38 protein-coding genes are annotated in these 23849 nt (G+C 58.1%); 33 read left to right on the top strand and 5 right to left on the bottom strand.

Annotation, left to right across the window (positions count from 1 at the left end):
- Positions 1-4: 4 nt before the first annotated feature.
- On the bottom strand, positions 5-1945 hold the full coding sequence (locus tag OBACDRAFT_RS21795; RefSeq protein WP_043589015.1) for a potassium transporter Kup: 1941 nt from the start codon (positions 1943-1945) through the stop codon (positions 5-7).
- A gap of 110 nt (positions 1946-2055) precedes the next feature.
- On the opposite strand from OBACDRAFT_RS21795, the gene menB reads away from it, so the two are divergent.
- On the top strand, positions 2056-2898 hold the full coding sequence (menB, locus tag OBACDRAFT_RS21790) for a 1,4-dihydroxy-2-naphthoyl-CoA synthase (protein ID WP_043589047.1): 843 nt from the start codon (positions 2056-2058) through the stop codon (positions 2896-2898).
- Positions 2899-3152: 254 nt separating this feature from the next.
- Here the strand turns inward: menB and malQ are convergent, their stop codons facing one another.
- The gene (malQ, locus tag OBACDRAFT_RS21785) at positions 3153-4760 is read right to left on the bottom strand and encodes a 4-alpha-glucanotransferase (protein WP_081722259.1); all 1608 of its coding nucleotides are present in this window, start codon (positions 4758-4760) and stop codon (positions 3153-3155) included.
- 469 nt (positions 4761-5229) lie between these two features.
- Here malQ and OBACDRAFT_RS30945 point away from each other — a divergent pair, with 469 nt between their 5' ends.
- The 6 genes from OBACDRAFT_RS30945 to OBACDRAFT_RS21750 all read left to right on the top strand — a co-directional run bounded on the left by OBACDRAFT_RS30945 (position 5230) and on the right by OBACDRAFT_RS21750 (position 9236).
- Positions 5230-5439, top strand: a complete 210-nt coding sequence (locus OBACDRAFT_RS30945) for a helix-turn-helix domain-containing protein (RefSeq protein ID WP_043589013.1) — start codon at positions 5230-5232, stop codon at positions 5437-5439.
- Positions 5436-7154 (top strand): hypothetical protein, encoded by a 1719-nt coding sequence (locus OBACDRAFT_RS21770; RefSeq protein ID WP_043589012.1) that lies wholly within the window; start codon positions 5436-5438, stop codon positions 7152-7154. Before OBACDRAFT_RS30945 ends, OBACDRAFT_RS21770 begins: the two co-directional genes overlap by 4 nt.
- Positions 7151-7552 (top strand): hypothetical protein, encoded by a 402-nt coding sequence (locus tag OBACDRAFT_RS21765; protein ID WP_043589011.1) that lies wholly within the window; start codon positions 7151-7153, stop codon positions 7550-7552. The genes OBACDRAFT_RS21770 and OBACDRAFT_RS21765 overlap by 4 nt, the downstream gene beginning before the upstream one ends.
- Complete coding sequence (locus OBACDRAFT_RS21760) at positions 7549-7830, top strand: hypothetical protein (protein ID WP_043589010.1); 282 nt, start codon at positions 7549-7551, stop codon at positions 7828-7830. Before OBACDRAFT_RS21765 ends, OBACDRAFT_RS21760 begins: the two co-directional genes overlap by 4 nt.
- Before the next feature lie 347 nt (positions 7831-8177).
- On the top strand, positions 8178-8441 hold the full coding sequence (locus tag OBACDRAFT_RS21755) for a hypothetical protein (RefSeq protein WP_157837247.1): 264 nt from the start codon (positions 8178-8180) through the stop codon (positions 8439-8441).
- A gap of 57 nt (positions 8442-8498) precedes the next feature.
- Positions 8499-9236, top strand: coding sequence for a deazapurine DNA modification protein DpdA family protein (locus tag OBACDRAFT_RS21750; protein WP_157837168.1), 738 nt, complete (start codon positions 8499-8501; stop codon positions 9234-9236).
- Between the two features lie 26 nt (positions 9237-9262).
- Here OBACDRAFT_RS21750 and OBACDRAFT_RS21745 read toward each other — a convergent pair whose 3' ends face one another.
- Positions 9263-9508, bottom strand: coding sequence for a hypothetical protein (locus OBACDRAFT_RS21745; protein WP_125068514.1), 246 nt, complete (start codon positions 9506-9508; stop codon positions 9263-9265).
- A 238-nt stretch (positions 9509-9746) separates the two neighbouring features.
- On the opposite strand from OBACDRAFT_RS21745, the gene OBACDRAFT_RS21740 reads away from it, so the two are divergent.
- The 23 genes from OBACDRAFT_RS21740 to OBACDRAFT_RS21640 all read left to right on the top strand — a co-directional run bounded on the left by OBACDRAFT_RS21740 (position 9747) and on the right by OBACDRAFT_RS21640 (position 21204).
- Complete coding sequence (locus OBACDRAFT_RS21740) at positions 9747-10301, top strand: hypothetical protein (RefSeq protein WP_157837246.1); 555 nt, start codon at positions 9747-9749, stop codon at positions 10299-10301.
- A gap of 18 nt (positions 10302-10319) precedes the next feature.
- Positions 10320-10562, top strand: coding sequence for a hypothetical protein (locus OBACDRAFT_RS21735; RefSeq protein ID WP_043589006.1), 243 nt, complete (start codon positions 10320-10322; stop codon positions 10560-10562).
- Positions 10559-11095, top strand: coding sequence for a hypothetical protein (locus OBACDRAFT_RS21730; protein WP_198529965.1), 537 nt, complete (start codon positions 10559-10561; stop codon positions 11093-11095). Before OBACDRAFT_RS21735 ends, OBACDRAFT_RS21730 begins: the two co-directional genes overlap by 4 nt.
- Before the next feature lie 272 nt (positions 11096-11367).
- Positions 11368-11499 carry a hypothetical protein gene (locus tag OBACDRAFT_RS30940; protein WP_269799092.1) on the top strand — a complete coding sequence of 44 codons (132 nt, stop codon included), beginning with the start codon at positions 11368-11370 and terminating at the stop codon, positions 11497-11499.
- A gap of 48 nt (positions 11500-11547) precedes the next feature.
- Positions 11548-12369 carry a major capsid protein P2 gene (locus tag OBACDRAFT_RS21725; protein WP_157837245.1) on the top strand — a complete coding sequence of 274 codons (822 nt, stop codon included), beginning with the start codon at positions 11548-11550 and terminating at the stop codon, positions 12367-12369.
- 76 nt (positions 12370-12445) lie between these two features.
- Positions 12446-12718, top strand: coding sequence for a hypothetical protein (locus tag OBACDRAFT_RS21720; protein WP_043589003.1), 273 nt, complete (start codon positions 12446-12448; stop codon positions 12716-12718).
- Between the two features lie 6 nt (positions 12719-12724).
- Complete coding sequence (locus OBACDRAFT_RS21715) at positions 12725-13117, top strand: hypothetical protein (RefSeq protein ID WP_043589002.1); 393 nt, start codon at positions 12725-12727, stop codon at positions 13115-13117.
- A gap of 1 nt (position 13118) precedes the next feature.
- A complete protein-coding gene (locus OBACDRAFT_RS21710; protein ID WP_043589001.1) occupies positions 13119-13997 on the top strand; it encodes a hypothetical protein in 879 nt (292 codons plus the stop codon).
- A 2-nt stretch (positions 13998-13999) separates the two neighbouring features.
- Positions 14000-14575, top strand: a complete 576-nt coding sequence (locus OBACDRAFT_RS21705; RefSeq protein WP_043589000.1) for a hypothetical protein — start codon at positions 14000-14002, stop codon at positions 14573-14575.
- Between the two features lies 1 nt (position 14576).
- Positions 14577-14957: a hypothetical protein gene (locus tag OBACDRAFT_RS21700; RefSeq protein ID WP_043588999.1), complete on the top strand. Its 381-nt coding sequence runs from the start codon at positions 14577-14579 to the stop codon at positions 14955-14957.
- Positions 14954-15532 (top strand): hypothetical protein, encoded by a 579-nt coding sequence (locus OBACDRAFT_RS21695; RefSeq protein ID WP_052362357.1) that lies wholly within the window; start codon positions 14954-14956, stop codon positions 15530-15532. Before OBACDRAFT_RS21700 ends, OBACDRAFT_RS21695 begins: the two co-directional genes overlap by 4 nt.
- 61 nt (positions 15533-15593) lie before the next feature.
- Positions 15594-16295: a hypothetical protein gene (locus tag OBACDRAFT_RS21690; protein ID WP_043588998.1), complete on the top strand. Its 702-nt coding sequence runs from the start codon at positions 15594-15596 to the stop codon at positions 16293-16295.
- A gap of 69 nt (positions 16296-16364) precedes the next feature.
- Complete coding sequence (locus OBACDRAFT_RS21685) at positions 16365-16835, top strand: hypothetical protein (protein ID WP_043588997.1); 471 nt, start codon at positions 16365-16367, stop codon at positions 16833-16835.
- Positions 16832-17320 carry a DUF1353 domain-containing protein gene (locus tag OBACDRAFT_RS25925; protein ID WP_052362356.1) on the top strand — a complete coding sequence of 163 codons (489 nt, stop codon included), beginning with the start codon at positions 16832-16834 and terminating at the stop codon, positions 17318-17320. The genes OBACDRAFT_RS21685 and OBACDRAFT_RS25925 overlap by 4 nt, the downstream gene beginning before the upstream one ends.
- A 6-nt stretch (positions 17321-17326) precedes the next feature.
- The gene (locus OBACDRAFT_RS21675; protein WP_043588996.1) at positions 17327-17686 is read left to right on the top strand and encodes a hypothetical protein; all 360 of its coding nucleotides are present in this window, start codon (positions 17327-17329) and stop codon (positions 17684-17686) included.
- 4 nt (positions 17687-17690) lie between these two features.
- Entirely contained in the window at positions 17691-18329 is a 639-nt protein-coding gene (locus OBACDRAFT_RS21670; protein ID WP_043588995.1) for a hypothetical protein, read from the top strand.
- Positions 18326-19450, top strand: coding sequence for a hypothetical protein (locus OBACDRAFT_RS21665; RefSeq protein WP_043588994.1), 1125 nt, complete (start codon positions 18326-18328; stop codon positions 19448-19450). The genes OBACDRAFT_RS21670 and OBACDRAFT_RS21665 overlap by 4 nt, the downstream gene beginning before the upstream one ends.
- A 24-nt stretch (positions 19451-19474) precedes the next feature.
- Positions 19475-19888, top strand: a complete 414-nt coding sequence (locus OBACDRAFT_RS21660; protein WP_043588993.1) for a hypothetical protein — start codon at positions 19475-19477, stop codon at positions 19886-19888.
- 2 nt (positions 19889-19890) lie between these two features.
- A complete protein-coding gene (locus tag OBACDRAFT_RS21655; protein WP_043588992.1) occupies positions 19891-20136 on the top strand; it encodes a hypothetical protein in 246 nt (81 codons plus the stop codon).
- Complete coding sequence (locus OBACDRAFT_RS21650) at positions 20084-20278, top strand: hypothetical protein (RefSeq protein ID WP_043582311.1); 195 nt, start codon at positions 20084-20086, stop codon at positions 20276-20278. Before OBACDRAFT_RS21655 ends, OBACDRAFT_RS21650 begins: the two co-directional genes overlap by 53 nt.
- A gap of 76 nt (positions 20279-20354) precedes the next feature.
- The gene (locus OBACDRAFT_RS21645) at positions 20355-20591 is read left to right on the top strand and encodes a hypothetical protein (RefSeq protein WP_125113632.1); all 237 of its coding nucleotides are present in this window, start codon (positions 20355-20357) and stop codon (positions 20589-20591) included.
- Between the two features lie 146 nt (positions 20592-20737).
- Positions 20738-20863, top strand: coding sequence for a hypothetical protein (locus OBACDRAFT_RS30935; protein WP_269799091.1), 126 nt, complete (start codon positions 20738-20740; stop codon positions 20861-20863).
- A complete protein-coding gene (locus tag OBACDRAFT_RS21640; protein WP_043588990.1) occupies positions 20860-21204 on the top strand; it encodes a type II toxin-antitoxin system PemK/MazF family toxin in 345 nt (114 codons plus the stop codon). Before OBACDRAFT_RS30935 ends, OBACDRAFT_RS21640 begins: the two co-directional genes overlap by 4 nt.
- A gap of 211 nt (positions 21205-21415) precedes the next feature.
- Here the strand turns inward: OBACDRAFT_RS21640 and OBACDRAFT_RS21635 are convergent, their stop codons facing one another.
- A complete protein-coding gene (locus OBACDRAFT_RS21635) occupies positions 21416-21775 on the bottom strand; it encodes a hypothetical protein (RefSeq protein WP_043588989.1) in 360 nt (119 codons plus the stop codon).
- A gap of 16 nt (positions 21776-21791) precedes the next feature.
- Positions 21792-22277, bottom strand: coding sequence for a hypothetical protein (locus OBACDRAFT_RS21630; RefSeq protein WP_157837244.1), 486 nt, complete (start codon positions 22275-22277; stop codon positions 21792-21794).
- A gap of 70 nt (positions 22278-22347) precedes the next feature.
- Here OBACDRAFT_RS21630 and OBACDRAFT_RS21625 point away from each other — a divergent pair, with 70 nt between their 5' ends.
- The 3 genes from OBACDRAFT_RS21625 to OBACDRAFT_RS27085 all read left to right on the top strand — a co-directional run bounded on the left by OBACDRAFT_RS21625 (position 22348) and on the right by OBACDRAFT_RS27085 (position 23639).
- The gene (locus tag OBACDRAFT_RS21625) at positions 22348-22839 is read left to right on the top strand and encodes a hypothetical protein (protein ID WP_043588987.1); all 492 of its coding nucleotides are present in this window, start codon (positions 22348-22350) and stop codon (positions 22837-22839) included.
- 115 nt (positions 22840-22954) lie between these two features.
- Positions 22955-23233, top strand: coding sequence for a hypothetical protein (locus OBACDRAFT_RS21620; RefSeq protein ID WP_043588986.1), 279 nt, complete (start codon positions 22955-22957; stop codon positions 23231-23233).
- 1 nt (position 23234) lies between these two features.
- The gene (locus tag OBACDRAFT_RS27085) at positions 23235-23639 is read left to right on the top strand and encodes a hypothetical protein (RefSeq protein WP_081722258.1); all 405 of its coding nucleotides are present in this window, start codon (positions 23235-23237) and stop codon (positions 23637-23639) included.
- Positions 23640-23849: the final 210 nt, after the last annotated feature.

Here is a 23849-nt window from a genome sequence, read left to right as displayed (position 1 = left end):
AGCGCTACAACTGCACCGGCAGGCCGATTTCGATGATCTGCGTGGGCAGGATGCGATAATAGTCCTTCACCGGACGGGCATTGCGGCTAAGGAAGGCGTAGAGGCTCTTTTGCCATTCGAACATCCGGGTGTTTCCGCCGCTGATGATCATCTCACGATTGAAATAAAACGTCGTCGCCTGGAGGTTGAGCGGCACGCCTTGGAAGGCGATGCGTTCGCAGAGTTTGGCGACGTCGGGCGACTCCATGTAGCCGTAGCGACCAGTCGCACGCCACACGCCTTCGCCCAACAGTTCGAGCGTCATGCGCTCCTCGTCGTTCACCTGCGGAACGTCTTCGGTGAGGATTGTTAAGAGGACCGCGGTTTGTTGCAGGCACTTGTTGGCTTTCAGGTGGTGGAGCAGGGCGAGCGGCGTGCCCTTGGGCGTGCCGACCATGAAGACAGCGCTGCCGGGAACGCGAATGATGCTTTTGCTTTTGGCGACATCCGAGAGTTCGAGGTCCATCGTCGCGCTGCCATAAACAATGTCGTGGATGGCGTTGCGCCCGATTTTCCAAGTGTGCATGATGGCGATCACGGCAAAGGCGATCCCCAGTGGCAGCCAGCCACCGTCGAGGAACTTGTGAAGCGTCGAATAAAAGAGCGCGATATCGATGGCGAAAAACACGGAGCACAATCCGAGCGTTTTCCACAGGGGCCAGCGCCAACGGCGGTGCGCAACGCGGAGAAAGGCGTAGGTGGTGACGACCATCGTACCCGTGACGGCAATACCGTAGGCCGCCGCCAGCCGGTCGCTGGAACCGAAGAGGAAGACCACTCCAATGGAGAGGATGGCAAGCGTCGTGTTGATGAGCGGGATGTAGATCTGGCCCGCCTGCTCGGCGTTGGTGTGGGTGACTTTGAGGCGGGGAAAGTAGCCGAGTTGGATGGCTGATCGCGTTAACGAATACGCGCCTGAAATCACGGCCTGGCTGGCGATGATGGCGGCGCAGGCCGAGAGGATTGTCATGATGGCGCGCGGCAGTCCTTCGGGCACGAGTTCAAAGAACGGGTTCACCGCCGTGCCGTGGTGTTTGAGGATATAGGCTCCCTGCCCGAAGTAGTTCAAAACGAGTCCCGGCAGCGCGACGTAAAACCACGCCCGCGAGATCGCCGGACGGCCAAAATGCCCCATGTCGGCATACAACGCCTCGGCTCCCGTGACGGCGAGAACAACCGAGCCGAGCAGCATCGTGGCCCCGCCGGGATGCGAAATCAGAAGCGCCACGCCGTGCGCTGGATTGAGCGCCGCGAGGATTTGCGGTGCATCCCTGAGATGCCAGAGGCCGAGCAGTCCGATGACCGCAAACCAGACCAGCATCACCGGTCCAAAAATCGATCCGATGAGTTGGGAGCCTTTTTTTTGAAACCAAAACAACACAGCCAGGATCGCCGCCGTGATGAACACGATATAATGCTCCGCGTCCGGTCCGGCGAAGACGCTGCTTACCCCCTTCAATCCCTCCACGGCGCTGAGCACCGTGATGGCCGGCGTGATGACGCTGTCGCCGTAGAGCAGCGCCGCGCCGAAGAGGATGACGAGAAGCGAGGGACCGATGGCGCGTCCTTTGGCCGCATCGATGTGGCGCACCTGACTGAGTGCGAGCAGGGCGAAAATGCCACCTTCGCCGCGATTGTCCGCGCGCATTACAAACCACAGGTATTTGACGCACACGACAAGCATCAGCGCCCAGAAGATGAGTGAGAGCACGCCATAGACGCCCTGCGCGCGGTCCGCCTGCGGCAGCGTGGCCATGCACTCTTTCATCGTGTAAAGCGGACTGGTGCCGATGTCGCCAAAGACGACGCCCAGCGCGCCAAGACAAAGTCCGAGTTTGAGAGCATTTCTACCCGCGCCTGAGTTTGCGTGATTACTATCGGCGGACGAATCGCTGTCGCTGTTCATGTTGTGGGGGTGGCATCCTTTGGCCTGTCTGCGCCGAGTCGAATCTTTAAAAAAGCCGATGACGTTGACGCATGCCCGACGACACGCACGCTTGTCGGTTTCTTATTATCATGAGCGACAACCTTCCTGTCTGGAAATCCGCCAAGTCCTACAAAGACATCCTGTATCACAAGATCGATGGCATCGCGAAGATCACCATCAACCGCCCGGAGAAGCGCAATGCGTTCCGTCCCGAAACGGCGTTTGAGCTTCACGACGCCCTGATCGACGCGCGTGAGGACACCTCCATTGGCGTGGTGCTCCTGACCGGCGCCGGTCCACACAAGGATGGCAAATACGCCTTCTGCGCGGGCGGCGACCAGAGCGTGCGCGGTCACGCGGGTTACGTGGGCGGCGACGGCGTGCCGCGTCTCAACATCCTCGACGTGCAAAAGCTCATCCGCTCCATGCCCAAAGTCGTCATTGCGCTGGTCGCCGGCTACGCCATCGGCGGCGGCCATGTGCTGCACCTTGTGTGCGACCTCACCATCGCTGCGGACAACGCCATTTGTGGTCAGGTCGGCCCGCGCATGGGCAGCTTCGACGGTGGTTTCGGCTCAAGCTATCTGGCGCGCATTGTCGGGCAGAAAAAGGCGCGGGAAATCTGGTATTTGTGCCGTCAATACACCGCGCAACAGGCGCTGGAGATGGGCATGGTCAACGCCGTGGTGCCGGTTGCCGGTCTGGAAGCCGAGGGTGTCAAGTGGGCGCGCGAGATTCTTGGTCACAGTCCGCTGGCAATCCGCTGTCTCAAGAGCGCCTTTAATGCCGACGTGGACGGTCAGGCCGGCCTCCAGGAACTGGCGGGCAACGCGACCTTGCTCTACTACATGAGCGAGGAGGCGAAAGAGTTTCACAGTGCGCAGCAGGAAAAACGCAAACCCGACGCACGCAAATTCCCCTGGCTCCCGTAGTATCTAGAGCAGCAGTTTCATTTAGGCTGTAGCCATTTGATACCTGGTAGGGAGGCCTCTCCGAGGCCTCCGCCGTGCGTGGTATGAGAATGCGAAATTCATAGGTAGATGGAGCGTGGTTTCGGAGGCCTCGGAGAGGCCTCCCTACCGTTAAAGACGACGGCTACATCTCAATTGTAAATGCTCTAGTATCTGTAAAACAAATACAATCCTGACGCCGCAGGGCAGGGCAGGGGAGGGGGGGGGGATATATTTTATCGCGCCGGTTTGGGCTCCGCTGGCAGACGTCCATAAAGCGTCGCCAGTTCGCGCAAGTAGGCGGCGGACTGGCGGTGTAACGCTATGAGTTGCTCGTGACTGTAGCGCCACTGCCAGTTGCCAGCGGCTTTGCCGGGGGTGTTGAAGCGCGCGGTGGCACCGAGATTGAGCAGATCCTGCACGGGGACGACGGCCAGGTTGCTCACGGCCCCGTAGGAAGCGCGCACGAAATCCCATCCCGGCTCCTGACCGCTGACGCGGAAATAGCGCCGCATGTAATCCTGTTCGTGGGCCGATGCCGTGGCATACCAGCCGACAGTCGTATCGTTGTCATGGGTTCCCGGGTACACCACGCTGTTGGCCCGCAGGTTGTGCGGCAGGTAGAGGTTGGTGGCGTCGCCGCCGAAGGCAAATTGCAGGATCGTCATGCCGGGCAGTCCGGTCGCGTTGCGCAGTTCCAGAACGCTCGGGAACAGTTCGCCCAAGTCCTCGGCGATCAGACGGGCGTCGGGCATCTCGCGTTGGAGCACTTCGAAGAAATGCAGGCCGGGCCCTTGTTTCCATTCGCCGGTCTTCGCCGTTTTGGCTGTCGCCGGGATCGACCAATAGGTGTCGAAGCCGCGGAAGTGGTCGATGCGGACGATGTCACAAAGCGCAAAATTGGCGCGCAGGCGTTCGCGCCACCAAGCGTAGTCGTCCGCCTGATGCGCCTCCCAGTGATAGAGCGGATTGCCCCACAACTGGCCGTCCGCCGAAAAATAGTCCGGCGGCACGCCCGCGACCGCGATCAGTTCGCCTGAGTTGAGATCGAGTTGGAACAACTCGGGATGCGTCCAGACGTCCGCGCTGTCACGCGCGACAAAAATCGGGGCGTCGCCGATGATTTCCACGCCGTATTCGCGTGCCTTGCGACGCACGGCGGCCCACTGGCCGAAAAACAAATACTGGAAAAACGCATGAGCCTCGGCGCGGCGCGCGAGTTTTTTGGCGAGGTTGGAATGGCGTGCTTTGGAGAAAAAACGCACGTCATCGAGCCACGTCCACCAAGGTTTGCCTTCAAAGTGGTCTTTGATTGCGAGGAACAGCGCGAACGGTTCCAGCCAGGCGGCGTGTTGCTTGCGGAAGACGGCGAAGTCGCCGTAAGGAGCGCGTTCGGGCGCGGACTTGAAGGCGTCGAAGGCTTTGAAGAGCACCGGCCATTTGGTGACGTAGAGCCATCCGAAATCGACTTGTTCGCGTGGCAGGCGCCGGAGTTCCGCGAGATCGGCATCGGCGAGCAGTCCGGCTTCGACGAGCGCCTGCAAGTCGATCAGGTAGGGATTGCCGGCGAATGCCGAGAAACACTGATAGGGCGAATCGCCGTAGCCGGTGGGACCGAGCGGACAGACCTGCCAGCAGCGAATCCCTGAGTCGCGCAGAAAGCGCAGCCAGGCGTCCACCGAATGGTCCAGCACGCCGATGCCTTGTTCACCCGGCAGCGAGGTTGGATGCATGAGAACGCCCGCCATGCGTTGTGTGAGCCACGAAAACAACGGTTCCGCGCCACTCTTGTGAGCATCGGCTTCAGTTTGAATGGCAGGGGAGGGCACGGCAGAGGATCGCATAAAGGAAAGAAAGGAATGGGCGGAAACCGTGCTCCGCTGCGATCAAAGCGCAACCCCGGTCTTGCTAAGAGGCGTTAAGAGGCAAATTTCGGCAGATTCCTTGATTAGACATAATGCCTATTGTGCGTTGCTTCTACTAGGTGTTGTAAATCAACGGGTTATCGTTTTAGCAAAACCCGCGCCATTCTCCCTCGTGAAAGGAGGTTTTTGACGTGAATATTGCGAATCCCCCCGCGTCGTTTGCGCAAAAGTCCACGCCTGCCAGTGGGTTGGCACGGAAACTGACCGCGAGCGAAACCCGGCGCGGTTTGCAGCTTTGGGAACTGCGCAAACAGCATGCTACCTTGCGCCGGGAAATCGGCACAGGAGCCCATACACGCCCGCAGACCGAGCTTCTGACGCTTTTGCAGAAAGCTCACAGGCTGGAGTCCGAAATTAACGCCTTGGCGGGCGGATTGGAGGCCGTCGCATGACGACGCAGGAGGAAATCCGGGCATTCACTTCCGCCCATTTTACGCAAAAGGAAACGGCGTTTGTCCTGAACGTGTCAGCCAAAACGGTGCGCCACTGGCGGCAAAAGGGCAAACTCTCCCCCGTCCGCCCTTTTGCCCCTTGGTATTACCGCATCAATGACGTGCGCCGTTTGGCCGGTCTCGAACCGTTGGAGGTCCACGCATGAGCGAACCCGCCAACCAAGCCTTTGTTGCTTCATGCGAGGCCGTTTTTTGGGAGCATTACGGCCAATATCGAGACAGCGGTTTCGACCCCAAAAAGGCGGCGGAAATGGCCCGACTGGAAGTGTCGTTTTTCAAATCGACTACGCGACGTTTCCCGAAAGCAGTCAAAAACGAGGCAACGCGAAAAGAGATAGAAGGCCGATTACCCGACCCTGATTGGCATCTCGTTTTCGACGCGGAAAACGGCAAAATTCGTTATATTTCCGATGCAGACGATTCAACCCCCGTCGCCTCCCTTTATGACCCCAAAAAAGCCTTGGAATTGGCGCGGGTGAAACGGGCGGAGGCCCAATATCTGGCCGATTGCATGGCCGAAACGGGCAAACGGGACGAATTCGACGTTTGGCTGAAACGGAAAGCGGCAAAGGAGGAAATGCACCGGCAATCGCACTCCATCGCCAATAAAATGGAATGCGCCGGTTTCAAAGCGTATCGGGACGACAATTACCAATTGTGTTTTTGGTATATCCATTCGCAGACGATGGAGAAAATCCCCGCGTTTCGCCGCCTGTGTTTCATCCCCTGCATGGCGGCGCAAATCCGGGCGCAAAAACTGGCCGCGCTCGAATATTTTATCCAATGCCACCCATTTTGCCGTTTTTGGACGTTTACGAGCGGCAATCGTGTTGGAATCGACGGTTTGAGCAAACGGTTGAGCGATTTGCACAAGCGGATTTCCGAATTTAACAAGAAATTAAGGGAGAAATGGGGGATCGAAATCGTGTTTCGGTCTGACGAGTTTGGCACCCTCGAATTTGACGATAAGCTGGCGAAAAAGGCCGATTCGGAGGCCGGGCGCATCGAATTCGATGAAAACGGCGAGCCCCTTTTTCACGTCCATACCCATTGCGTTGTGCATTCGCTGGTCGGTTACATCCCGCCGAAAAAATGGGAGGAAGTGCTCAAGTGGGTTTGGAAGGAATGGGGAAACATTTGGGACGAAGGCGGGATCATTCGGGACGCCCGCGAAGTCTGCAAATACGTCACCAAGCCGAATGACATGGAGCAACTCACCGGCGAGCAATTGGTGCGGATTTGCGGCCAGTTGGAACATCAGCGGTTGGTTGTCCCGTTGGGAACGCTTCGAGACGAAATCCGCGCGCGGAAAGACGCTCAAAAAACGCTGCGGAGGAAGAAGACTCACGATGGCGTCATTTGGACCGTTGTTGACGATCATAACGCGCACACGAGGAAGGATGCCGAGGCGCGCGAGGCTGAGGCGCTGGCGTTTCAGCTTCGCCGTGTGGAGACGATGGACCGGATCGACGCGAAAACCGGTTGGGGCATCGCAGACGGCAAGCCCGTGCGCAAAAAGGATGGCCCAGTGTTGCATGTTCTGGCGCGCGCGCGTCCGTCTTCGACCGGCCCGACGCCGAAGAAAGAGCCGCGCGTTGTGGTGGGCTGGACCGGCGCGTTTGACCGCCAGCGTGTGATGTCGCATCCGCTGGTTTACAACCTGTGGGCTGAAACAGTCGAGATGTGGCACTCGGAAGGCGCCGCGCCAGCGGGCGGCCCCATTAGAGTTCACACAGACACAATAGCAGGGAGCGAAGCGCGAGAAATGACGTTCATGGATGACGTGCCTGTGCGTTTTGAGCCTCCCGGACCGCCGATTTGGGAACGATCCGCCCCCTACAACACCCTTTGCGAAGTATGAAAAACACCACCGAAACACCCGCCGTCCCCTCCCCTGCCCTGCCGCGTCCTGTCATCTGGATTCGCCCGGCTTTTTCGCACAACTGGAACCTCCCGACACCGCCCCCCGTGGCGAGGTTGACCATTCTGCCCGTGGACGTGGTCGCGGTAGAAAACGGCATGGCCCGCATCTACGTGATCGAACACGGGCAAATCTCCGCACACACCGTGCCCGTTGACGAACTGGCGAGTTCGATGGGCAAGGCGTATCCACGAATTAAACACAGAATTTCCGCCATGCTCGCCCGACCAGCGCTAACCGCAGTGCTAGGGACGACGGTGAGTCAGGCGGAAACACCCTCTTTCCTCACGCCGTCCATCAGCGGAGGCGAACACGTCAACGCGGAGGTATTGGCATGAGTAGCGAAAAAAACAATACGCGTCCCCCTTATACAGAGGACCAGCTTTTGGATGAGTTGGAAAAACTGCCGGTTGGTGATCTCTGCAATTTGTTCCAGCTCGCGAGAGCCAAGACGCTGTTAAACGACGTGCCCCATTGCGTGCTACAACGCTGCGCAGAACTCGGTTTTATCGACGCAGATAAAGACGTGCCAGACCGTTTTAGAGAAGGGGCAAAACTGAGCCTTTTGAAACGGGTATTCCCTCACCTGCAAACAGAGGAGTTGAAAAAATACTAGCGATGAAATCGACGCGAAAAAACAGTGTGGTGAAATCGTGCATTTTTCGACCTCGGCGTAACACCTCAGAGGAGGCACGGAAATCATGAGTATCGAAACCACAACTACGGCAACGCCCGTTGCCTCCCGCGCTCTGGTTAGACCGGCGCACATTCCCGACCTCGGAGGTTGTCCCCCTGATTGCGGACACACTGAGCAAGAACACATCGCTTTCGACCTTGGTGTTTATGACGGCGAGCGCGGAGACACGGTGCCCCCAGTGGAGTTCGATTCTGGCCTGCTTCGTGAAGCATGGATGACCGGCTTTTCAGTCGGCCAAAAAAACAGGTCTAACCAGGAGGTGCGACATGGCTGACAAGACATTGGCGCGGCCGGCTGGTTATGCCTGCGGTTGCGGCTCTACAAAGTTCGAGCGGAAAATCCCGATGCGCGGATTCTGGATCATGACAATCGACACTGCCAGCGGTGAAGCGGTCGGCATAGAGTCCACGACGGACGGCCTCGAAGAGGTCCGCCAGCCCGTGCGGATGCGCTGCATACAGTGCGGGAAAACTCACCCGAATTTTAGAAGGCATAACCCAAAGCTGACCGGCGCGGAGCGTCCGGTCTAGCGACATGTTATGCCATTACTTTTTGAATACATGGAATTTTTTCCCGGAATTTGCAATGTGTCGGACTGTTGGCCCTTCGCCCGCGTGATGGTGTCGGTCAACCGTCTGCGCACGCGCAAATCCCCCTTCCGGGTTAACTCGTGGATGATGGATTCCGGGGCATTCACGGAGCTTACCACGCATGGCCGCTACCGACACGAGCCAGAGGATTACGCCGATCAAGTCCGGCGTTGGTCGAGCAACGGCACGCTGCTTGCAGCTGCTACACAGGATTACATGTGCGAGCCGTTTGTTTTGGCAATTACGGGGAAATCCGTGGCAGAGCACCAAGCGTTAACCATTGAGCGTTACGTGTGCCTGCGTGAGTTAGTCGGGAGCGTCTATTTGCTCCCGGTCCTGCAAGGTTTCGCCGTCCCGGATTACGTGTCGCACGTCAAGCAATACGGAAAGCTACTCGCGCATGGTGCATGGGTCGGAGTCGGATCAGTGTGCAAACGTAACGTCGAGCCGGGCGTCGTGGAGGATATTTTGCTTGCGATCAAGCGCGAGCGGCCCGACCTCCGTCTGCACGGCTTCGGGCTCAAGATCGAAGCATTACGCAATCCGAGCGTGCGTGAATTACTGCACTCCTCCGACAGCATGGCTTGGAGTTTCGATGGTCGGCATAGCGAGGAGGAAAACGCAAGCGCCCACGATCCGCGCCACGCCCTCCGCTACTGCGCTCAAGTCGAGACAGTTTTGAACGAGAAACAATTCATCCAGCCCCTGCTCTTCGAGTGGTGGCATAACACCTGATTCAGCCAACGGAAGTTCGTATATCATCATGAAAGGAAAAACCCGAACCGAGCACCAATTCCGTCGTCGCGTTGGCCGTTGGCTGTCGTATCGGCGCAGAGGATTTCCCGCGCAAAGGGCATGGGAATTGGCCCGCCAGCCCATCCGCGTTTATTCCGCTGCGCATCCCCATTTTGAAACGCTGCCGTAACCGTTTCCTCCCCCTTTTTGCCTTTTACCATGAGCACCGAAAACGAACCAAAAATCGAAACTGTAAACGTGGCGGAGATCACGAGTACCGAAATGCCCAAAGCGACGGCGGCGAGCCCGGCGACTGAACCGGCGAATCCCGATTCCCAAACGGCGGAAACACCGAAACCAACGGGATTGCCCGTTGGGGAACGGGACTCTGCCGGAGTCCTTTTTGACTCTCGCATCCATCTCACAAAACGGCATCCGAAAACGGGGCGATGGATACCCAAAGGAGGACGTCGCCCAAAAACGGAAACGGCGGGGGAAACGGCAACGGGAATGAGCGGGAACGGCAATCCCCCCCCTCCCCCCCCCGCCGCCAGTTACATCCCGGAAACGCCCCCTCCCCCCCCTTCTGATGAAGCCGATTCTCCCAGGACCGGGGCGTCTGGCACGCCGCCGCCAGCATCGGAGGCCGTGCCCGCGGACACCGATCCTGTCGGTTCTCCAGAGGACACGGCGGAGACCGCCGCCGCCGCCCTTTATCTGGTTACGGGTGTCGCAACCGGCGAAATGGACGAAGCAACGCCATCGGCAACGGAACATCGCTCGTTTGTTCGCGTGCTTGGCTCCTATCTCCGAGCGCGAGGCTGGCGGTTTGTCGGAATTTTCGCCATTGGCGCGGCGCTGGTCGCCTACCTCATCAAAACCGCTATGCGCCCCAAAACCGCTGCAAAAATCAAACGGTGGCGCGATTCGTGGGGGAGCAAAGACGATCCGCTTGCGACCGCAAAACCCGTTACCCCTGTCAAACATACCACGCCTGCCCCGGCACCATCTGCGCCGCCTTCAACGGGCGCAAAAGACCCCTTCGCTACTGATGGGCTGCAATAATCTCGACCAAGCCAAACAATGAAAGCCAACACAACCAAACCCGCCAAACCCACCCCGCCCGCCGCTCCGCCTCGCCGTCGTCGTTACGAAGCGGCGGATGAACTTGTGGCGTTTTTCGTGCGCTGGGCGCTTTGGGGAATCGCCGTCGTCTGCGTCTGTGGAGGCGTCGCATGGGCCGTTTGCACCGTCCTCGCCGCGTTGCCCGGCATTGCCTGCCTGTTGGTGGCATGGGGACTCATCTACTTCGCCCGCCGCGTGTGAGTATGACCGTAGTTCCATTACAACTACATGAGGCGATTTTGGGCCAGACCGGGAGTGGCAAAAGCCATCTCGCCAAACACAAAGCCAGCCATCTTAAGGCGTCGGGTGTCGGCGTGCTCGTGTTGCACATGGACATCGAACCGTGGCCGCTTGCCTGCCATTCTTGGCAGACGGACGACCCCGCCGAGTTTTTGCGCATGTTTTGGGCGGCGCGAAACTGCGCCTGTTTTATGGAGTTGGCGGATGCGGAGGTGGCTAAATACGATCTCGGTTTTCACCGCTGTTTTACCAAGGGGCGTCACTTTGGGCATCGCTGTTTTTTTGTGAGTCAGCGGGCGGCACAGGTGCATCCGGCCATCCGGGAAAACTGCACATCCCTCGCGCTGTTTTCCGTTCAGGCAGACCCGGCGAAGTTGTGGTCAAAAGAGTTCAACGATCCCGTGTTGCTCAAGGCCGCGAGCCTTCCACCTCGCTGTTTTTATTACAAAACGAATCGCTACACCCCGGCGCGGCTCCTGAAATTGAGCGCATGAAAACGCCCACCCACGGCGTGTGATGGGGGGCTACTCGACTCGGCGTTTGTGGTGGGTGGTTCCCCCTCGCTCGCGAGGGGGGAAGGGGGGAGTGGTTGCCTGTGACCGTGCGGGCTTCCCCTTTTTGGCGAAAACTTCCCATCTTTTCCGCTTTTGGCCCAAAAGGGCTCAAACCTTCCGTTTTTGGTCCATCGGAAGGCTTTCGCGGGGGCAGTGGAGGAACGATAAAGGGGCCTTCATCGCACGTATCGCAAACCGCACTACACCACATCATGAAAATGAAAAAATTCGTTCCTTACATCATCGCCATCGTCGTCTCGGCAATCGGCGTGATTGCCGGGCTCGCCCTCGTCAACCGCAGCAAGACCGTCGCCAAAGTCGTTAACGGCACCCCCGCCGCCTAACCGCCACATCCACCCGCCAACCGCAACCCACAACACCGAAAACACACCATGTTTTTACACAATCGAATCATCGGAATGACCGGCGTGGTTCCCGGGGGCACTGCCACCGGTTCCCTGCCTCTCAACGTCCGTTATATGGACCTTCGTTTTTTCTGCTATCGGAACAACGCACCCGCACCAGTGGAAGAAATCATCGACAAGGTGACGCTCTATGTGAACGGCAAAACTGTTCGTGAACTGAGCGCCCCCCGCATCCGTCGCATCGCCAAGTTCAACAAGATGCCTCAAGTGGACAATGAACTTGCCATCTACTTTGCCGAATACTGGCAGCAAACTCCCGACGCCGTGCTCCGCACCGCATGGGATATGGTTGGGGAAAAATCCTTCACCTACGAAATCACACTCAAGGAACAAGCGGAGGAAACCGACATCATCCGTATCGACGGCGTGCGCACGTTCGACAGGGGTGTCACGGTCGGGAAGGATGCCAACGGCAATGCTGTTCGCCTAAAAACCATCATCGCCCAAGGCATCATCACGGAACAGGCCAACGAAGGCCAGTTCGACATTCCATCGCTGCCGGTGAACACACGGCTTGCCCGCGTGCATCTCGAAGCCGCCAACGACATCAGCCATGTGGACATCACGGCGGACGATCTGCTGTTCTACGATCTCAAGCGCGAACAGCTTGCCCGCATCCTTGCCGATGCGCAGGTGGATTCTACCGCCTTCAACTTCTCGCTGTGCTTCGATCTTCTCGGGGCGACAGATGCACTCATCGCTTCGAAGCTGCTTTTGCGAGTCACCAGCCCGCAGGCCCAAGCGGTGAACATGCTTTACGAGAAGATTCTGTCCAAGTTCGAGGGCTGAGTCCTACGCACCATCAACCGCAACGCTCAACGTCCCCCGTCCGCGTCCGCACAGGCGCGGATGGGAAAAAACGCACATGGACTCACTCTTTGATCTTTCCTCATCCGGCACGCTGAGCAACCTGCTCAACACCGGGCTTCAATATTTCGGCTCGTATCAGACTTCCAAAAACGAAGCTGAAGTAGCCAAGGCACAGGCACAGGCCGCCGCCGCTCAAGCCGCTGCCGCACAAGCCAAGTCTGCCGCCACGGGCGGCGGTTTCAAGCTCTCCACCGGACACATTATCGGCCTTGCCGTCGCCGTTGTGCTCGCACTCGGAGGCATCGTCCTCATGGCCCGTCGTCGCTAATCCACCATGAGCTGGCTCGACATCGCAGGCAGCAACTCATTTGCAGGCACCGACGCCATCGGGGCCGCGAGCAACGCTGGCACTGTGATTTTTTCTCCCAAGATTGTCGGAGGGAATTGGACGGGAGGCATTTCGACAAACACGGACCTGACATCCAGAGACAACGGAGTTACCGCCACTGCCGAAGCCATAGCCGCCACGGCGAAGGATGGTTCGTCCGTCCCCCTAAATTACGCACCGTCGTCGCCGTCCAACCCCTTCCAAACCATGACAACCGCCGTCAGTAGTTTGTCAGGCACTACATGGATTCTCATTGGCGGGGTCGCCGCCGCCGTCGTTTTTGTTGGCGGGCTCATCGCTTTTTTGACGGGCGGGAAAAATCGAAAACGGAGGAAATAAAATGGGACTCTTTGGAGGATCAAAATCCAGTAACGATACCAACGCCACGGACTATTCTGCCACATCCAGTGCGCAAGAACTCGCCCTCTCGGTTGGCCGGAGCGGGCAGGGGGCAACGGCCAAAGACAACGCCATTTCCACCACGGGTTCGCGAAACACCATCGACCAATCCGACAACACCGGCTCCTTGCTGCAAAACGGGAAGGTTGGAAACAACAGCAACATCTCGCTCACGACAGTGACGACGGCGACCGATTACGGAGCGGTCGAAGGCGCGTTTGCCACCGTGTCTGATGCTCTTGCAGCCAACTATCTGACGACAAACGCCGCGCTCGCCACGGCAGGCACTGCCAGCCTTGCCAGTGCGGAAGCCGCCGCCGCCGCTGTCGAAGCGCAACAGGCCACTGCCGCCGCATCCATCGAAGCACAAAAATCCACTGCCTCCGACGCGCTGGCATCCAATTATTTCACCGCCAACGCCGCTTTTGCCACCGTGGGAGACGCCAACCGGGCATCCCTCGAAGCCAATTACCTCACCACAAGTGCCGCGCTTGGTGTGGTATCCGGGGCAACTCAGAACGCCATTGACGCCGTCAACGAATCGCATCGCGCCGCGCTGGATTTCGCGGGCGACAATACCGCCGAAACCATCGACGCGCTGCGCACTGCCCTTTCCTACCAGCACTCAACCACGCTCTCCACGATCAACGCCGCCAAAGCCCAAAGCGCAGACAGCATCGGCACCGCAGAGCGCCTGATTGAAAGCACAACGGAGAAATTCGCGGAAAACAAGTCACCTGGACTCACCGAAAACAAGTGGGTGGTCGGCGGGGCCGCCGCCGTCCTTGGCATCGGTCTCCTCATCCTCGCCAACAAATAACCATGATCCAATATCACAGCCGTCTAGTCCGCCCCATTATTCCGGAGGGCGAAACCTACCCGCTTTCGGCGAGCGGACGTTATTTCCGCATCGTGGATGCGCCCTCCGCCGTCATTGTCAAAGTGGATAATTGCCCCGAAAGCGTGCTTCACGCCGGGGAAGGCTTTCGCTTCCTCGAAGGCGAGGATTTTGAGCGAATCGAATTGCGGATGTTGGACAGGCAAACCGCGAAAATCTCAGTATGGGTGGGGTACACGGAATTTGTTGAGGCGGGCCGCCGCCAGATTGAGGAAAACACCGAGTTTGTCACCATCCCCGGCGACACGATCACGACAGTCGCCCCCGTCGTGTTGGACGGCATCCCCAGAGCCAACCGCACACGCCGCAAATGTGTGGTTATTTCCAACCTGTCTCCAGAAGGCACCCTGCAACTATTCGACAACATCTCTCCCAACCCGGGCGGCGTAGTCCGGCCCGGCGAAACGATCAACGTCCAGACCAGCCGTTATCTGCGCATTCACAATCCCAACGCGGCGCCGGTGGCCGTCGCCATGCACGAACTTTGGTGGATTCTCTAAAATGAGCCCTGAAGACTACATCCCGACCAAGTTGACCGATCTACCCGATGCCGAGGTAATCGACCCAGATGATTTTCTGATGGTGTCCGGGCCGTCCGGCTCGCGCCGTCTCGCCGTGTCGAAGATCGGCGGCGGCGGATTCGCCCCTGTGCTGGTATCCACACCCATTTCCGCTGGTGCATCCGCCGTGATTGTCGAATTCCCCTCCCCTTTTGCCGCGCCTCCATCGCGTATCTTTTGTTCCATTACCAAGCCCGAAAACGGCGATAACCTTTGGGCAAACCCAGTTGCCGAGTCGATCACGATGTACGGCTTCACCGTCGAACTCTCCGGCCCGCCATCCATCTCCGGGCACATCCTCGTTTGCCTCATTTTGCCATGACACGCATTCTCTTCATTTTCCTTTTTGTGGCAGGCGCGGCGTATGCCGCCACACCGATCAAAGACGCGAAACTGACCGGGCAGACTGAAATCTCTGGCACGCTGACCGTGCCAGAGGGAACAACGGTCAACGGCTTGGCGCGTGCGCCCAAGTTCGCCATTTTCACTCTTCCGCTCGGAGCCAATTTTACCGATTTCGAACTCAAGGCCACGGTTTCGAATTTCGGCGAGCACTCGCCGTTTACGGATTTGTATCTGTATTATCATTCGCCAGACCCCGCGCGCGTGGCAGTGTCAGGCCAGACCGGGCCGAAACCCACCGTGTTTTTCACGGATTCGGGCTGGACCGACCGCCGCCGCTGGCGCAGACAGTCCACCACTGAAAGCATCTACGCGATGCGCAGTTCTACCGGCGCGACCATTGCCGCTGCCATCGTGGTTGTCCCCGTTGATGTAACGATCCGGCCAGACAACCCGAACCTCATCTGGAGTTACCAGCGCATCAGCGGCGGCTCTTATGAAAACATCTGGCACCCCATCGTGCCCACCTTTGCGCTCGTTGCCCCCAACCCCTGATCCATTTCCGGCGACGTTCGCTGGTATTCGTAAATAAAATACAAAACCAACATAACACACCATGAAAAAATTCATGATCCTCCTCAGCGTTGCCAGCTTTGCCGGCGCGCTTTTCGCCGCCGCTCCCGCGCCGGTTTTGTCTGCCGCGCAACAGGCCGTTGCCCTGCAAAAACAGGGTGAAACCGAGTATGCCAAGGGTGCCACTCAGGCCGACCGCGCCGCCAATTACAAGGCATGGCGCGCCACCAATGATGCCACCGTGTTCGCCCTTGGCCTGCCCGTCATCGCCGAGGTGAAAACCCTCGCCCCAAACATCGCCGGTCTGATTATCCGCAACTACACTAACGCGCTGACCCGCGAGACCGATCCCATTCAGCCATTGCCCGGCATCCCCCCCGTGCAGGATCTGGCGCGTGAGTATGCGCCCTCGCTCTACATCTCCAACTTCGCCAGCGCCGAAGAAATCGCCGTCACAGAGGTGACGACTGGCAATCTTCATGCGTTTTCCAAGGCTGCAAAGCGTCTGGAAAATCCGTCGATTCGTGAAAACGCCTACATCAAAGCCATCGGCAAGGGGGCGATTGATAAGGGTTATACACAATGGTTCAGCAAATACCTGCTGACCAAAACGCCTGCACAGGAACTTGCCTTGCTCAAAGCCGAGGCCCGCGCCGTGGACAAACGAGACGCTAGTCCGGCTCGTGACGCATGGCTTCAAAAGCTCGTGACTTCCATCGCCGTCTCGGAAAAAGCGCAGCCGTAATCAATCCGCCACTACAACCGGGGCCGCGACGGCGGCTCCGATGCAACACCAACCCAAATATTCGCCGCCATGCGCACTCTGTTGCTCGTTCCTTTCCTCATGTTGCCCGGCCTGTTCTGTCTCGCCGACATCACGCCGACAGCGCCCAAACAACCGACCATGTTGGAACGGCTCGCAATGGTTGCGCGTATCGAAAAACCGCCCGCCGCACAGCCCGCCGTGACACCGGCCCCGCGATGTGTGGACGCCGCCTCCGCGCAAGACCCGGTCAAGGTCGAGGATGTGCGCGCTCCCGAACCGGAGGTCAAACCCGCCAGTCTGCCCGATGCGCCTGTCAATCCGCTCATCCCGCGCAGCGCCTACGTGTCGCGACTCATGACGGATGCCGGGATCACGCGCCCGATTGGCGACCTCCCAAATGGCACGCCTCTCGGCATCTGGCAGCGCCAGATCGAGGGACGTGAGAAACGCCGCGGCTCCGCCGCCGTCGAGTCCGCCCGCATCGACCTCTTTCGCGCCCTCGCCGCCGAACAAAAATGACTGCCGCACTCGTCAAATTTCCACGATCCCTCAAGACCAAGACCATCCTCGGTCAAGACCGTGCGCTGCTACTCGCCGCGCCCTTTGCGTTCATCTCGGACACGCACGGGCGCATTGACCTGCCCACCGGATTTTTCACCGACCTTGCCAGCATCCCGCGCCTCTTTTGGCGCGTGTTTCCGCCCGCTGGTAAATACACCGCCGCCGCAATCATCCATGATTTTCTCTACGCCAACCAATCAACGGAAGAGAACAAATCCGACAACATCCTCCTCACGCGTGCGGAAGCTGACGCCATCTTCCTCGAAGCGATGGAAGCCCTCGGAGTGAACTGGCTGACCCGGAGCACCATTTACCGCGCAGTGCGCATGGGAGGGGGGGGGGCATGGCGCGACAATTACAGCAAACGCACCGGACTGCCCTATCCATCAAAACCCTCCGCCCGTCTCCCCGATTTTTACCGTCAACGTCACATTAAACGATAACCAAAAATGAAAATAGTATTCACTATCACACTACTCGCCGCGCTCGCCGTCCTTTCCGGCTGCGCGGCCTTTCAAAGAACCAACGCTAGCGACGCCGCCACACGGTTGCATTTCTCAACACCGGAGGGACGAAGCGTTGAGCTTGTGCTTCCGAAAAACATGGCCGCTGAGAAACTGGAACTTGTCGCTGGAGATTACGTTTTGCGCGCCGCTTCCATCAAAACCGACGCATCAACCGTGATGGACAGCGCAGGGGCCGCAAATGCCGCGCAAGCACAGTCCCTCGCTGAGATGACGAAAGTTATCGGTGGTCTTGTTCCCCTCGCCGTCAAAGCCGCCGCCGAAAGCGCCATTCCCACGCCGTAAACGGATGATTTTTCAGCAGGCACAGACTCAACGCATCCCGACGCCCCTCCTGTGGGTGGGACCGCGCCGTGGCGTTCCCTATCACCGGCCCGCCACCACGCAACGCACCGCGTTGACCGGCACGCTCTATGAGTTGACTGCCGTCACCTCGCGCACCGTCCCCCCCACGCAACGCACCGGCATCCGGCCCGTGATACTTGTCACTGAAGACGGACGCCCTCTCATCACGGAAAACGGCCACACCCTCGGCATCAAATGGGGCGGTTACGCCCCCTCCCCTACCCTGCCCTGCACCGTCCCCCCCACGCAACGTACCGGCATCCGGCCCGTAATCCTCGTCACTGAGGACGGACGCCCTCTCATCACGGAAGACGCCCGCACCCTCGGCATCAAATGGGGCGCTTACACCCCCTCCCCTCCTCTGTCCCGCACGGACACCACAACACAACGCACCGGCGCAACCGCGTGGACTTACGAACCCATGCCCACCGATGCGCACACAGATGCCACCGCGCAACGCACCGGCTTTGCAGGCGCGGCCATGCAGACCGCTGGCCGTTACTCCGCCGCACACCCCCTTTCGCAAAAAACCGCAGTCACCGCATTTTTATATCAAGCCCAACCCGCAAACGCAGACGCATGAAAATCCATTCACATCAAGGCGCGGCCATCCGCTACCAAATCGACGTGATCAACCCGGACGGCACCCTTGCCGACTCCCGCCCGTGGCGCCGCAACCTCATCCTCAACCGCGGCCTCGAAGACATCGCCTCCTATCGCTGGGATGAAGTCGTCAATTACGCTGTTGCCGGAAAAGGCACCGATCCCACCAAACGCGCCAGCGGTGAAGTCACCTTCACCCAAAACGGCACTACCGTCACCGCCTCTGCCGGTTTCTTCGTCGCTCAGGATGCCGGACGTCTCCTAAAACTGGATACCGGCGAAGAAATGCCCATTGAGGCGTACACCGACACCACGACTGTCACCGTTGCCACGGCCCGCACCTCCGCCATCCCCACCCCCGGCACCGTTTGGTATGTCAACCAGACCGGCCTTGCCGCAGAATACATGCGCACCTCCACGCTCGGCACCGGAGCAGACGACAACAGTGTCAACCTTCTGGACGGCAAAATCGTCTTAAAACGCACCTTTGTTTTCGCCGCCGTCTCGCAACAGGTCACCATTCAGGAAGTCGGCTGGTCGCGCTGGAACGGAGCGGGCGGCAACCTCTTTGGCCGCGACGTGCTCGCTGCCGGGGGTGTCACGCTGGTTTCAGGCCAGCAACTCAAGATCGTTCTCGAACTCGCCATCACGGTCTCACCGCTGGCCCCCGAAAACATCGCTTTTCCCGCATGGATCGCAGGCGGAGGCAAACAGCAGTTGGAAAATCTCAACTGGAATCATCGCTTCCACCCCTGCAACGCGTATAATTATTATATTCCGGTTTTTGTGTCTGATTCCACGGATATTCACAAAGCCGCGCATCTCGAATCCGGCGCGGGCTCGCTCACCGGCACCGTCAAAACCGTCGAACCCATCCGCGCCAATTACATCGGCGGAAGTCGCCGCTACACCTACCGCGCCACATTCACCATCAACGACGGCAACATTGCTGTCGTCCGTTGCGCCGGTTTCGGCTGGTGGGATTACCAGACCTTTTACCCCATTTTCCGTATCATCTTTGACCAGCCCCAAACCAAGGACAGTGACCACACGCTGACACTCGACTTTGAAATTTCTTGGGGACGCGTATTGATTAATTAACTACGAATAAAGGAGACCAAAACGATGACATTGTGGACAAAGATAGTCGGCTGGGCCACAGGGACCACAGACGCGCTCCAAGCGCAGGAAAATAACGCAGCGCGAATGGCGGGAATCGTGGAGCGGCAACAAGAGGACGGCCTGATCACCGAGACAGAGGCCGCCGCCAACATAGATGCCATTTTCGGCAACGTTGTGACTGGAACCAAGCTGACGTCCACGATGGCGGAACGCGTCCCCTCCGCAATTGCTGAGTCCGTTGAGGAACTCCCCGTCCGCATCAACACCGCAATCGACACCGTTGGGAAGGGCATTCTCGGCAGCATCCCCGTCTGGCTTCGCTGGGTGATCGGCGGAGCCATCGTCGCTTACGTGTTCGTGCTGATTCGCCCTTACCTACCGACACCGGCACCAACACCGAAAAAGAAAGCCAAGTAACCATGTTTGCCGCCCTCCGCACCAAACTCGCCGACTGCATCGCCGCCGCTGTTCCCGCGACGGCGAGCCTCACACTCGATCACATCAACGGCATCATCGCCGCCATCGGCGGATTGCTAGGCATCGCTTATCTGGTCTGGAAATGGCGGCGCGAAGCCATGCCCCCCCCCTCCCCCTCTCTCCCAATTTCTCGCCATGAAAAAACGCACCAAAGCCAAGGGAACGAAACGCCGCATCCCCCTCGCTAAACCGGCCACGCGCAAACGCGCCGCCGCCATTGTTGGACGCGCGGGCGGCTACGCCACCGCGAAGAAACGCGCCCGTCGCAAGCGCGGCAACGTTTACACCCTCGCAGGCCGCAAAGTCTCCCGCCACAAAAGAGGGAAGTAACATGCGTTACCTTAACTCCTATGCTGCCGCTTGGGCTGGGGCATTTCTCGCGGCAATCGCCCTCCCTGCCATCGTCATGCGGAAAATCAGCGGCGGCGCAATGTCATGGCTGGCTGCAATTATCGCCGCAATCGCTGTGGTTGGCGTGCCGACTGTGTTGCGCGGGCAGGCGATTAAATACGACGGGCTCGGCCAGCCAGTGAATCCGACGCTGAACAGGCTGTTCGGAAATTGGAAAAAAGCCTATGGTATCATAGGCGGCACGCTGTTTGCCATTGGAGCCGTCTATGCTCTGATAAAACGCAAAAAATGAAGCCTGCGCACATGTTAGCCGCCCTCGCCGGATTCGCTGGGGTTGTCGCAGTCGCAGGCTGGACAACCCGCCGTTCCCGCTCACAGTCTGCGAATATGAGCACTGCTACACTTCCACGCCCGGCACCCAAAGCCAAACGCCGCCCTGTGCTGCGCCGCGCCAAGGTCGCACGCAAAATTGTTCCCATTGAGCATTTGCCAGAGGGGGCGATCAAACTCACTGATGAACGCTTGCGCATGATAAACGGTGCGGATGAGTTTTTCCCGGAATGACAAACACCACCTTGCGCCAATGGGATATTGTCAAAGTGCGTATTAACTCGGAAGATAAAGACGAGCATCATGCCGTAATTATCTCACCGAAAGAATACAGCGAATCGGACAAGGCCCACCGCCTCAACGTTCTCTATTGCACGAGCAAACGCCCGGCAATCCCCGCGCAGGAAGATGAAGTGTTGCTGAACGGCGCGGACGGATTGGACAGGCTTACCCTCGTCTGTTGCAGCTTTATGTATGTCATCCCTCGCGCAAGAATTTCGAGCATAACGGGGCGAGTCGCACTGGCCCGACAACAAGCCATCAGGCGCAAGATTACCGCGGCATTCCGCCTTTGACGCGCTTCCCCTCCCCTGCCCTCTCCCGGCCCGCCTGCCACGGCGGGCTTTTTTGTCGATCCGTATCGAGGTGCGCCGGAAATGACGCGGCTGGATATTGCGCGTGACTTGCCGCGGGAGTCGCGTGCCTGGTCAGTCACGGCAACGGCATCGTGACCGCTCGATCGTGACCGGGCGCCGGCTTGTCACGCCGGCTGCGTCATAGAGGCAATCAGTAGTTGTCCGGGAAATCCAAGGGGAGATTTAGCCCGTCAAAAGGATCAAAGCTGAACGTTTCGTAAGGGTAATCGAACTTGCTCAAAAAGGGTAATGGATATCGCTCTGCCCATCTGCCAAAGGGAGCCATCGACGCATCAACAACATCATAAAGCTCATCCCCAGAAAGTTGTTCAGGATGGGAAAGTTTTGCCGACATTTCGGACAGCATGAGCGCGTCACGTTTCCATTTTTCATCAAAGGCAAACGGCATCTGGTTTCCTCGGCTAACAAATTCGGTCAGTAACAGCGCCAAGGATTTTGCATCCTCGATTTCTTCATCGGTATGATCGTCGTCGGGGGTCAGTTCGCTCATTTGATGGGTTCTTCGGTTATTTTTTGGCAGGAATTTTCCCTGCTGTTTTGTCGGCAAGCATCTGTTGATGCCTGTTAAAATCGCGGGATTTTTTGGATTGATTCCGTCTGTTCAAAATAGCATGGCGCTGCTTACTCTCAAATTCAGCGGTTGGTATCTGCCCTCGGGAGTAAGATTGGACATGATCCGTTGGTTGGCCCTCGGAATCTTCATCACTGACCGTAGTTACGAAAGGATCCTGCATCTCCGATCCTGCACGCGTGATGATCGACGGGGCATCTGTTTTGCTTTCCTGATTTAGAAAATGCGCCGGTTGGATCACGGCGGGGAATTGGAAAAATTTGTGCTGCTTAAAAAAATCAGCTACACCATCCGCCAGCCCTCGAAGTAGTTCTTGGGGTGGAATCTTATGCAACACATGGATTTTTTTGAGGATCTCGAACGTGTCTGTTGAAAGGCGAAGTTCGAGGCGGGAATCTAGCTTTTCAGGTGATGGATTCATAACGCCTTTTATCATCCTGCCCTTAAAACATGATTGACGTTAAAAACGTTTTTAACGTTACATGTGATACATGGGCCAAAAACACAAATCATCCCCCCGCACCGAAACACGCCCGCAAGCGTCCGAACTCGCCAGCCGCGATAAAGCCAAAGCCGGGCTGACTCAACGGATAAACAGGATCAACGCCCGATTACGCAAAGGTTGGGATGCCCAGATTAAGCTCAAGGATACCGGAACACGCGCCAAAGCGCGTCCTCGTTATGTTGCCAAGCCGAGTGAGATAGAAAAGTGGATTCACCCGCATGTACATTGCATGCTTAAGCAGATTCGCGGGTTACGTAACGTGACTGCGTTAGGTCCCACCGCGGAATACGATTTACGCATTACCGTCACGGCGGGAGAGCGCATCCCCCTCAAGTATTTGCGTGCCGGAATCCTCGGCATTCATCGCCGGTTGAGAAAGGCCGGATTCCACCCCGTCGAGACCGAACTTTACCCAATTTCCCCGGTGGCCCCGTCAGCCCATGACGGGAAAACGGCCCAACCCGCCACCGGGGTCTGATTTCCCCGCTCCGCGCCCGCGACCAGTCCTTTTGTCGGGGCTGGCCGGGCGCGAGGGCGGTTCTCCGCTAGTATCCAAACTCACAATACCGACAAAACAACCCGACAAAAAGACAATGAGCACACAAACCGAAATCCCCCCCGTTGATGAAACAGCCAACCTTAAGCCGGTCGGCTTTACCAGTGGTCCCTTCACTCTGTTTGCGACGATCAAGAAATCGTCCAAATACTACCGCCAAGGCTTGGGCGATGACAACAAACCCTATGCCTTTAAAATCCGCCAGATTGACGATTTTGGGGATTACCGTTTTCACGGAAATTCCAACCAATATCGGGCGGAAGATTTGATATTCTGGATCAAAAAGAGTGACGGCAAATTCACTCGGATCAGCTGACATGCCATCCCCCGGCCAATACGCCCGTTTTCACCGTTCGGCGTCCCCCACGCCGGGCGCTGCGGTCGCCAGTGACGACGTGCCGTTGACTCTCCGGCTCCCTGTGCCGGTGGTTCTGGTAACAGAGGCGAGGGGGCGAGAGGTTTTCCGCTCGTCCGCTCGCCTCTTTTCGCGGCTGGAAGTATTGGCAAAAAGCAATGTATCCATTCTTCAATTACGCGTGGGTGAGCACGTTTTGCATCCGCGCAGTGTGGCCGCGTTGGAAACCATGTTGCGGGTGAGTGGCTGGCGGAATTTCGAGCGCGCCGCCCGTTCCAACGGTGGCATTGGCCGTGCCCGCCGCACGCGCTGGGCATGGGAATTTTTGGATGAATACCTCGGATGGAAATGGGAGCGAAGCGCATGAGCGAAGAGGTCAAGGACCAATATAAAATCATTCTGACGGCTTCATGTCGTGTCCGTTTGGATACAATGGCCGGGATACTAGGTTTTTCGTCCAGCAATGCGCTGGTCTCTACGTTCGCAAACGAACTGGCGGGTGTTCCGCCTGAAAAAGTGTGGGAAGTTCTGGCCGAAATTCGCCGGTACCACCCACGAAAGAAAGGGGGGCAGTCCT

The organism is Geminisphaera colitermitum TAV2, assembly GCF_000171235.2.
In the GTDB taxonomy this organism is placed as follows: Bacteria; Verrucomicrobiota; Verrucomicrobiia; order Opitutales; family Opitutaceae; genus Geminisphaera; species Geminisphaera colitermitum.
The sequence above is the reverse complement of the archived record's forward strand: the minus strand, read 5'-3'. Positions and strand labels throughout refer to the sequence as shown.

Bases quoted from the DNA above. Each gene is read 5' to 3' on its own strand.
- OBACDRAFT_RS21685 (WP_043588997.1), top strand. From the start codon at position 16,365: ATGCGCACTCTGTTGCTCGTTCCTTTCCTCATGTTGCCCGGCCTGTTC.
- OBACDRAFT_RS21705 (WP_043589000.1), top strand. From the start codon at position 14,000: ATGATCCAATATCACAGCCGTCTAGTCCGCCCCATTATTCCGGAGGGC.
- OBACDRAFT_RS21655 (WP_043588992.1), top strand. From the start codon at position 19,891: ATGTTTGCCGCCCTCCGCACCAAACTCGCCGACTGCATCGCCGCCGCT.
- OBACDRAFT_RS21725 (WP_157837245.1), top strand. From the start codon at position 11,548: ATGTTTTTACACAATCGAATCATCGGAATGACCGGCGTGGTTCCCGGG.
- OBACDRAFT_RS21755 (WP_157837247.1), top strand. From the start codon at position 8,178: ATGGCTGACAAGACATTGGCGCGGCCGGCTGGTTATGCCTGCGGTTGC.
- OBACDRAFT_RS21620 (WP_043588986.1), top strand. From the start codon at position 22,955: ATGAGCACACAAACCGAAATCCCCCCCGTTGATGAAACAGCCAACCTT.
- OBACDRAFT_RS21715 (WP_043589002.1), top strand. From the start codon at position 12,725: ATGAGCTGGCTCGACATCGCAGGCAGCAACTCATTTGCAGGCACCGAC.
- OBACDRAFT_RS27085 (WP_081722258.1), top strand. From the start codon at position 23,235: ATGCCATCCCCCGGCCAATACGCCCGTTTTCACCGTTCGGCGTCCCCC.
- OBACDRAFT_RS21640 (WP_043588990.1), top strand. From the start codon at position 20,860: ATGACAAACACCACCTTGCGCCAATGGGATATTGTCAAAGTGCGTATT.
- OBACDRAFT_RS21665 (WP_043588994.1), top strand. From the start codon at position 18,326: ATGAAAATCCATTCACATCAAGGCGCGGCCATCCGCTACCAAATCGAC.
- OBACDRAFT_RS21720 (WP_043589003.1), top strand. From the start codon at position 12,446: ATGGACTCACTCTTTGATCTTTCCTCATCCGGCACGCTGAGCAACCTG.
- OBACDRAFT_RS21765 (WP_043589011.1), top strand. From the start codon at position 7,151: ATGAAAAACACCACCGAAACACCCGCCGTCCCCTCCCCTGCCCTGCCG.
- OBACDRAFT_RS21710 (WP_043589001.1), top strand. From the start codon at position 13,119: ATGGGACTCTTTGGAGGATCAAAATCCAGTAACGATACCAACGCCACG.
- OBACDRAFT_RS21635 (WP_043588989.1), bottom strand. From the start codon at position 21,775: ATGAGCGAACTGACCCCCGACGACGATCATACCGATGAAGAAATCGAG.
- OBACDRAFT_RS30940 (WP_269799092.1), top strand. From the start codon at position 11,368: ATGAAAATGAAAAAATTCGTTCCTTACATCATCGCCATCGTCGTCTCG.
- malQ (WP_081722259.1), bottom strand. From the start codon at position 4,760: ATGCGATCCTCTGCCGTGCCCTCCCCTGCCATTCAAACTGAAGCCGAT.
- OBACDRAFT_RS21695 (WP_052362357.1), top strand. From the start codon at position 14,954: ATGACACGCATTCTCTTCATTTTCCTTTTTGTGGCAGGCGCGGCGTAT.
- OBACDRAFT_RS21660 (WP_043588993.1), top strand. From the start codon at position 19,475: ATGACATTGTGGACAAAGATAGTCGGCTGGGCCACAGGGACCACAGAC.
- OBACDRAFT_RS21645 (WP_125113632.1), top strand. From the start codon at position 20,355: ATGCGGAAAATCAGCGGCGGCGCAATGTCATGGCTGGCTGCAATTATC.
- OBACDRAFT_RS21675 (WP_043588996.1), top strand. From the start codon at position 17,327: ATGAAAATAGTATTCACTATCACACTACTCGCCGCGCTCGCCGTCCTT.
- OBACDRAFT_RS30945 (WP_043589013.1), top strand. From the start codon at position 5,230: ATGACGACGCAGGAGGAAATCCGGGCATTCACTTCCGCCCATTTTACG.
- OBACDRAFT_RS21735 (WP_043589006.1), top strand. From the start codon at position 10,320: ATGAAAGCCAACACAACCAAACCCGCCAAACCCACCCCGCCCGCCGCT.
- OBACDRAFT_RS21740 (WP_157837246.1), top strand. From the start codon at position 9,747: ATGAGCGGGAACGGCAATCCCCCCCCTCCCCCCCCCGCCGCCAGTTAC.
- OBACDRAFT_RS25925 (WP_052362356.1), top strand. From the start codon at position 16,832: ATGACTGCCGCACTCGTCAAATTTCCACGATCCCTCAAGACCAAGACC.
- OBACDRAFT_RS21795 (WP_043589015.1), bottom strand. From the start codon at position 1,945: ATGAACAGCGACAGCGATTCGTCCGCCGATAGTAATCACGCAAACTCA.
- menB (WP_043589047.1), top strand. From the start codon at position 2,056: ATGAGCGACAACCTTCCTGTCTGGAAATCCGCCAAGTCCTACAAAGAC.
- OBACDRAFT_RS21650 (WP_043582311.1), top strand. From the start codon at position 20,084: ATGAAAAAACGCACCAAAGCCAAGGGAACGAAACGCCGCATCCCCCTC.
- OBACDRAFT_RS21700 (WP_043588999.1), top strand. From the start codon at position 14,577: ATGAGCCCTGAAGACTACATCCCGACCAAGTTGACCGATCTACCCGAT.
- OBACDRAFT_RS21760 (WP_043589010.1), top strand. From the start codon at position 7,549: ATGAGTAGCGAAAAAAACAATACGCGTCCCCCTTATACAGAGGACCAG.
- OBACDRAFT_RS21625 (WP_043588987.1), top strand. From the start codon at position 22,348: ATGGGCCAAAAACACAAATCATCCCCCCGCACCGAAACACGCCCGCAA.
- OBACDRAFT_RS21770 (WP_043589012.1), top strand. From the start codon at position 5,436: ATGAGCGAACCCGCCAACCAAGCCTTTGTTGCTTCATGCGAGGCCGTT.
- OBACDRAFT_RS21690 (WP_043588998.1), top strand. From the start codon at position 15,594: ATGAAAAAATTCATGATCCTCCTCAGCGTTGCCAGCTTTGCCGGCGCG.
- OBACDRAFT_RS21630 (WP_157837244.1), bottom strand. From the start codon at position 22,277: ATGAATCCATCACCTGAAAAGCTAGATTCCCGCCTCGAACTTCGCCTT.
- OBACDRAFT_RS21670 (WP_043588995.1), top strand. From the start codon at position 17,691: ATGATTTTTCAGCAGGCACAGACTCAACGCATCCCGACGCCCCTCCTG.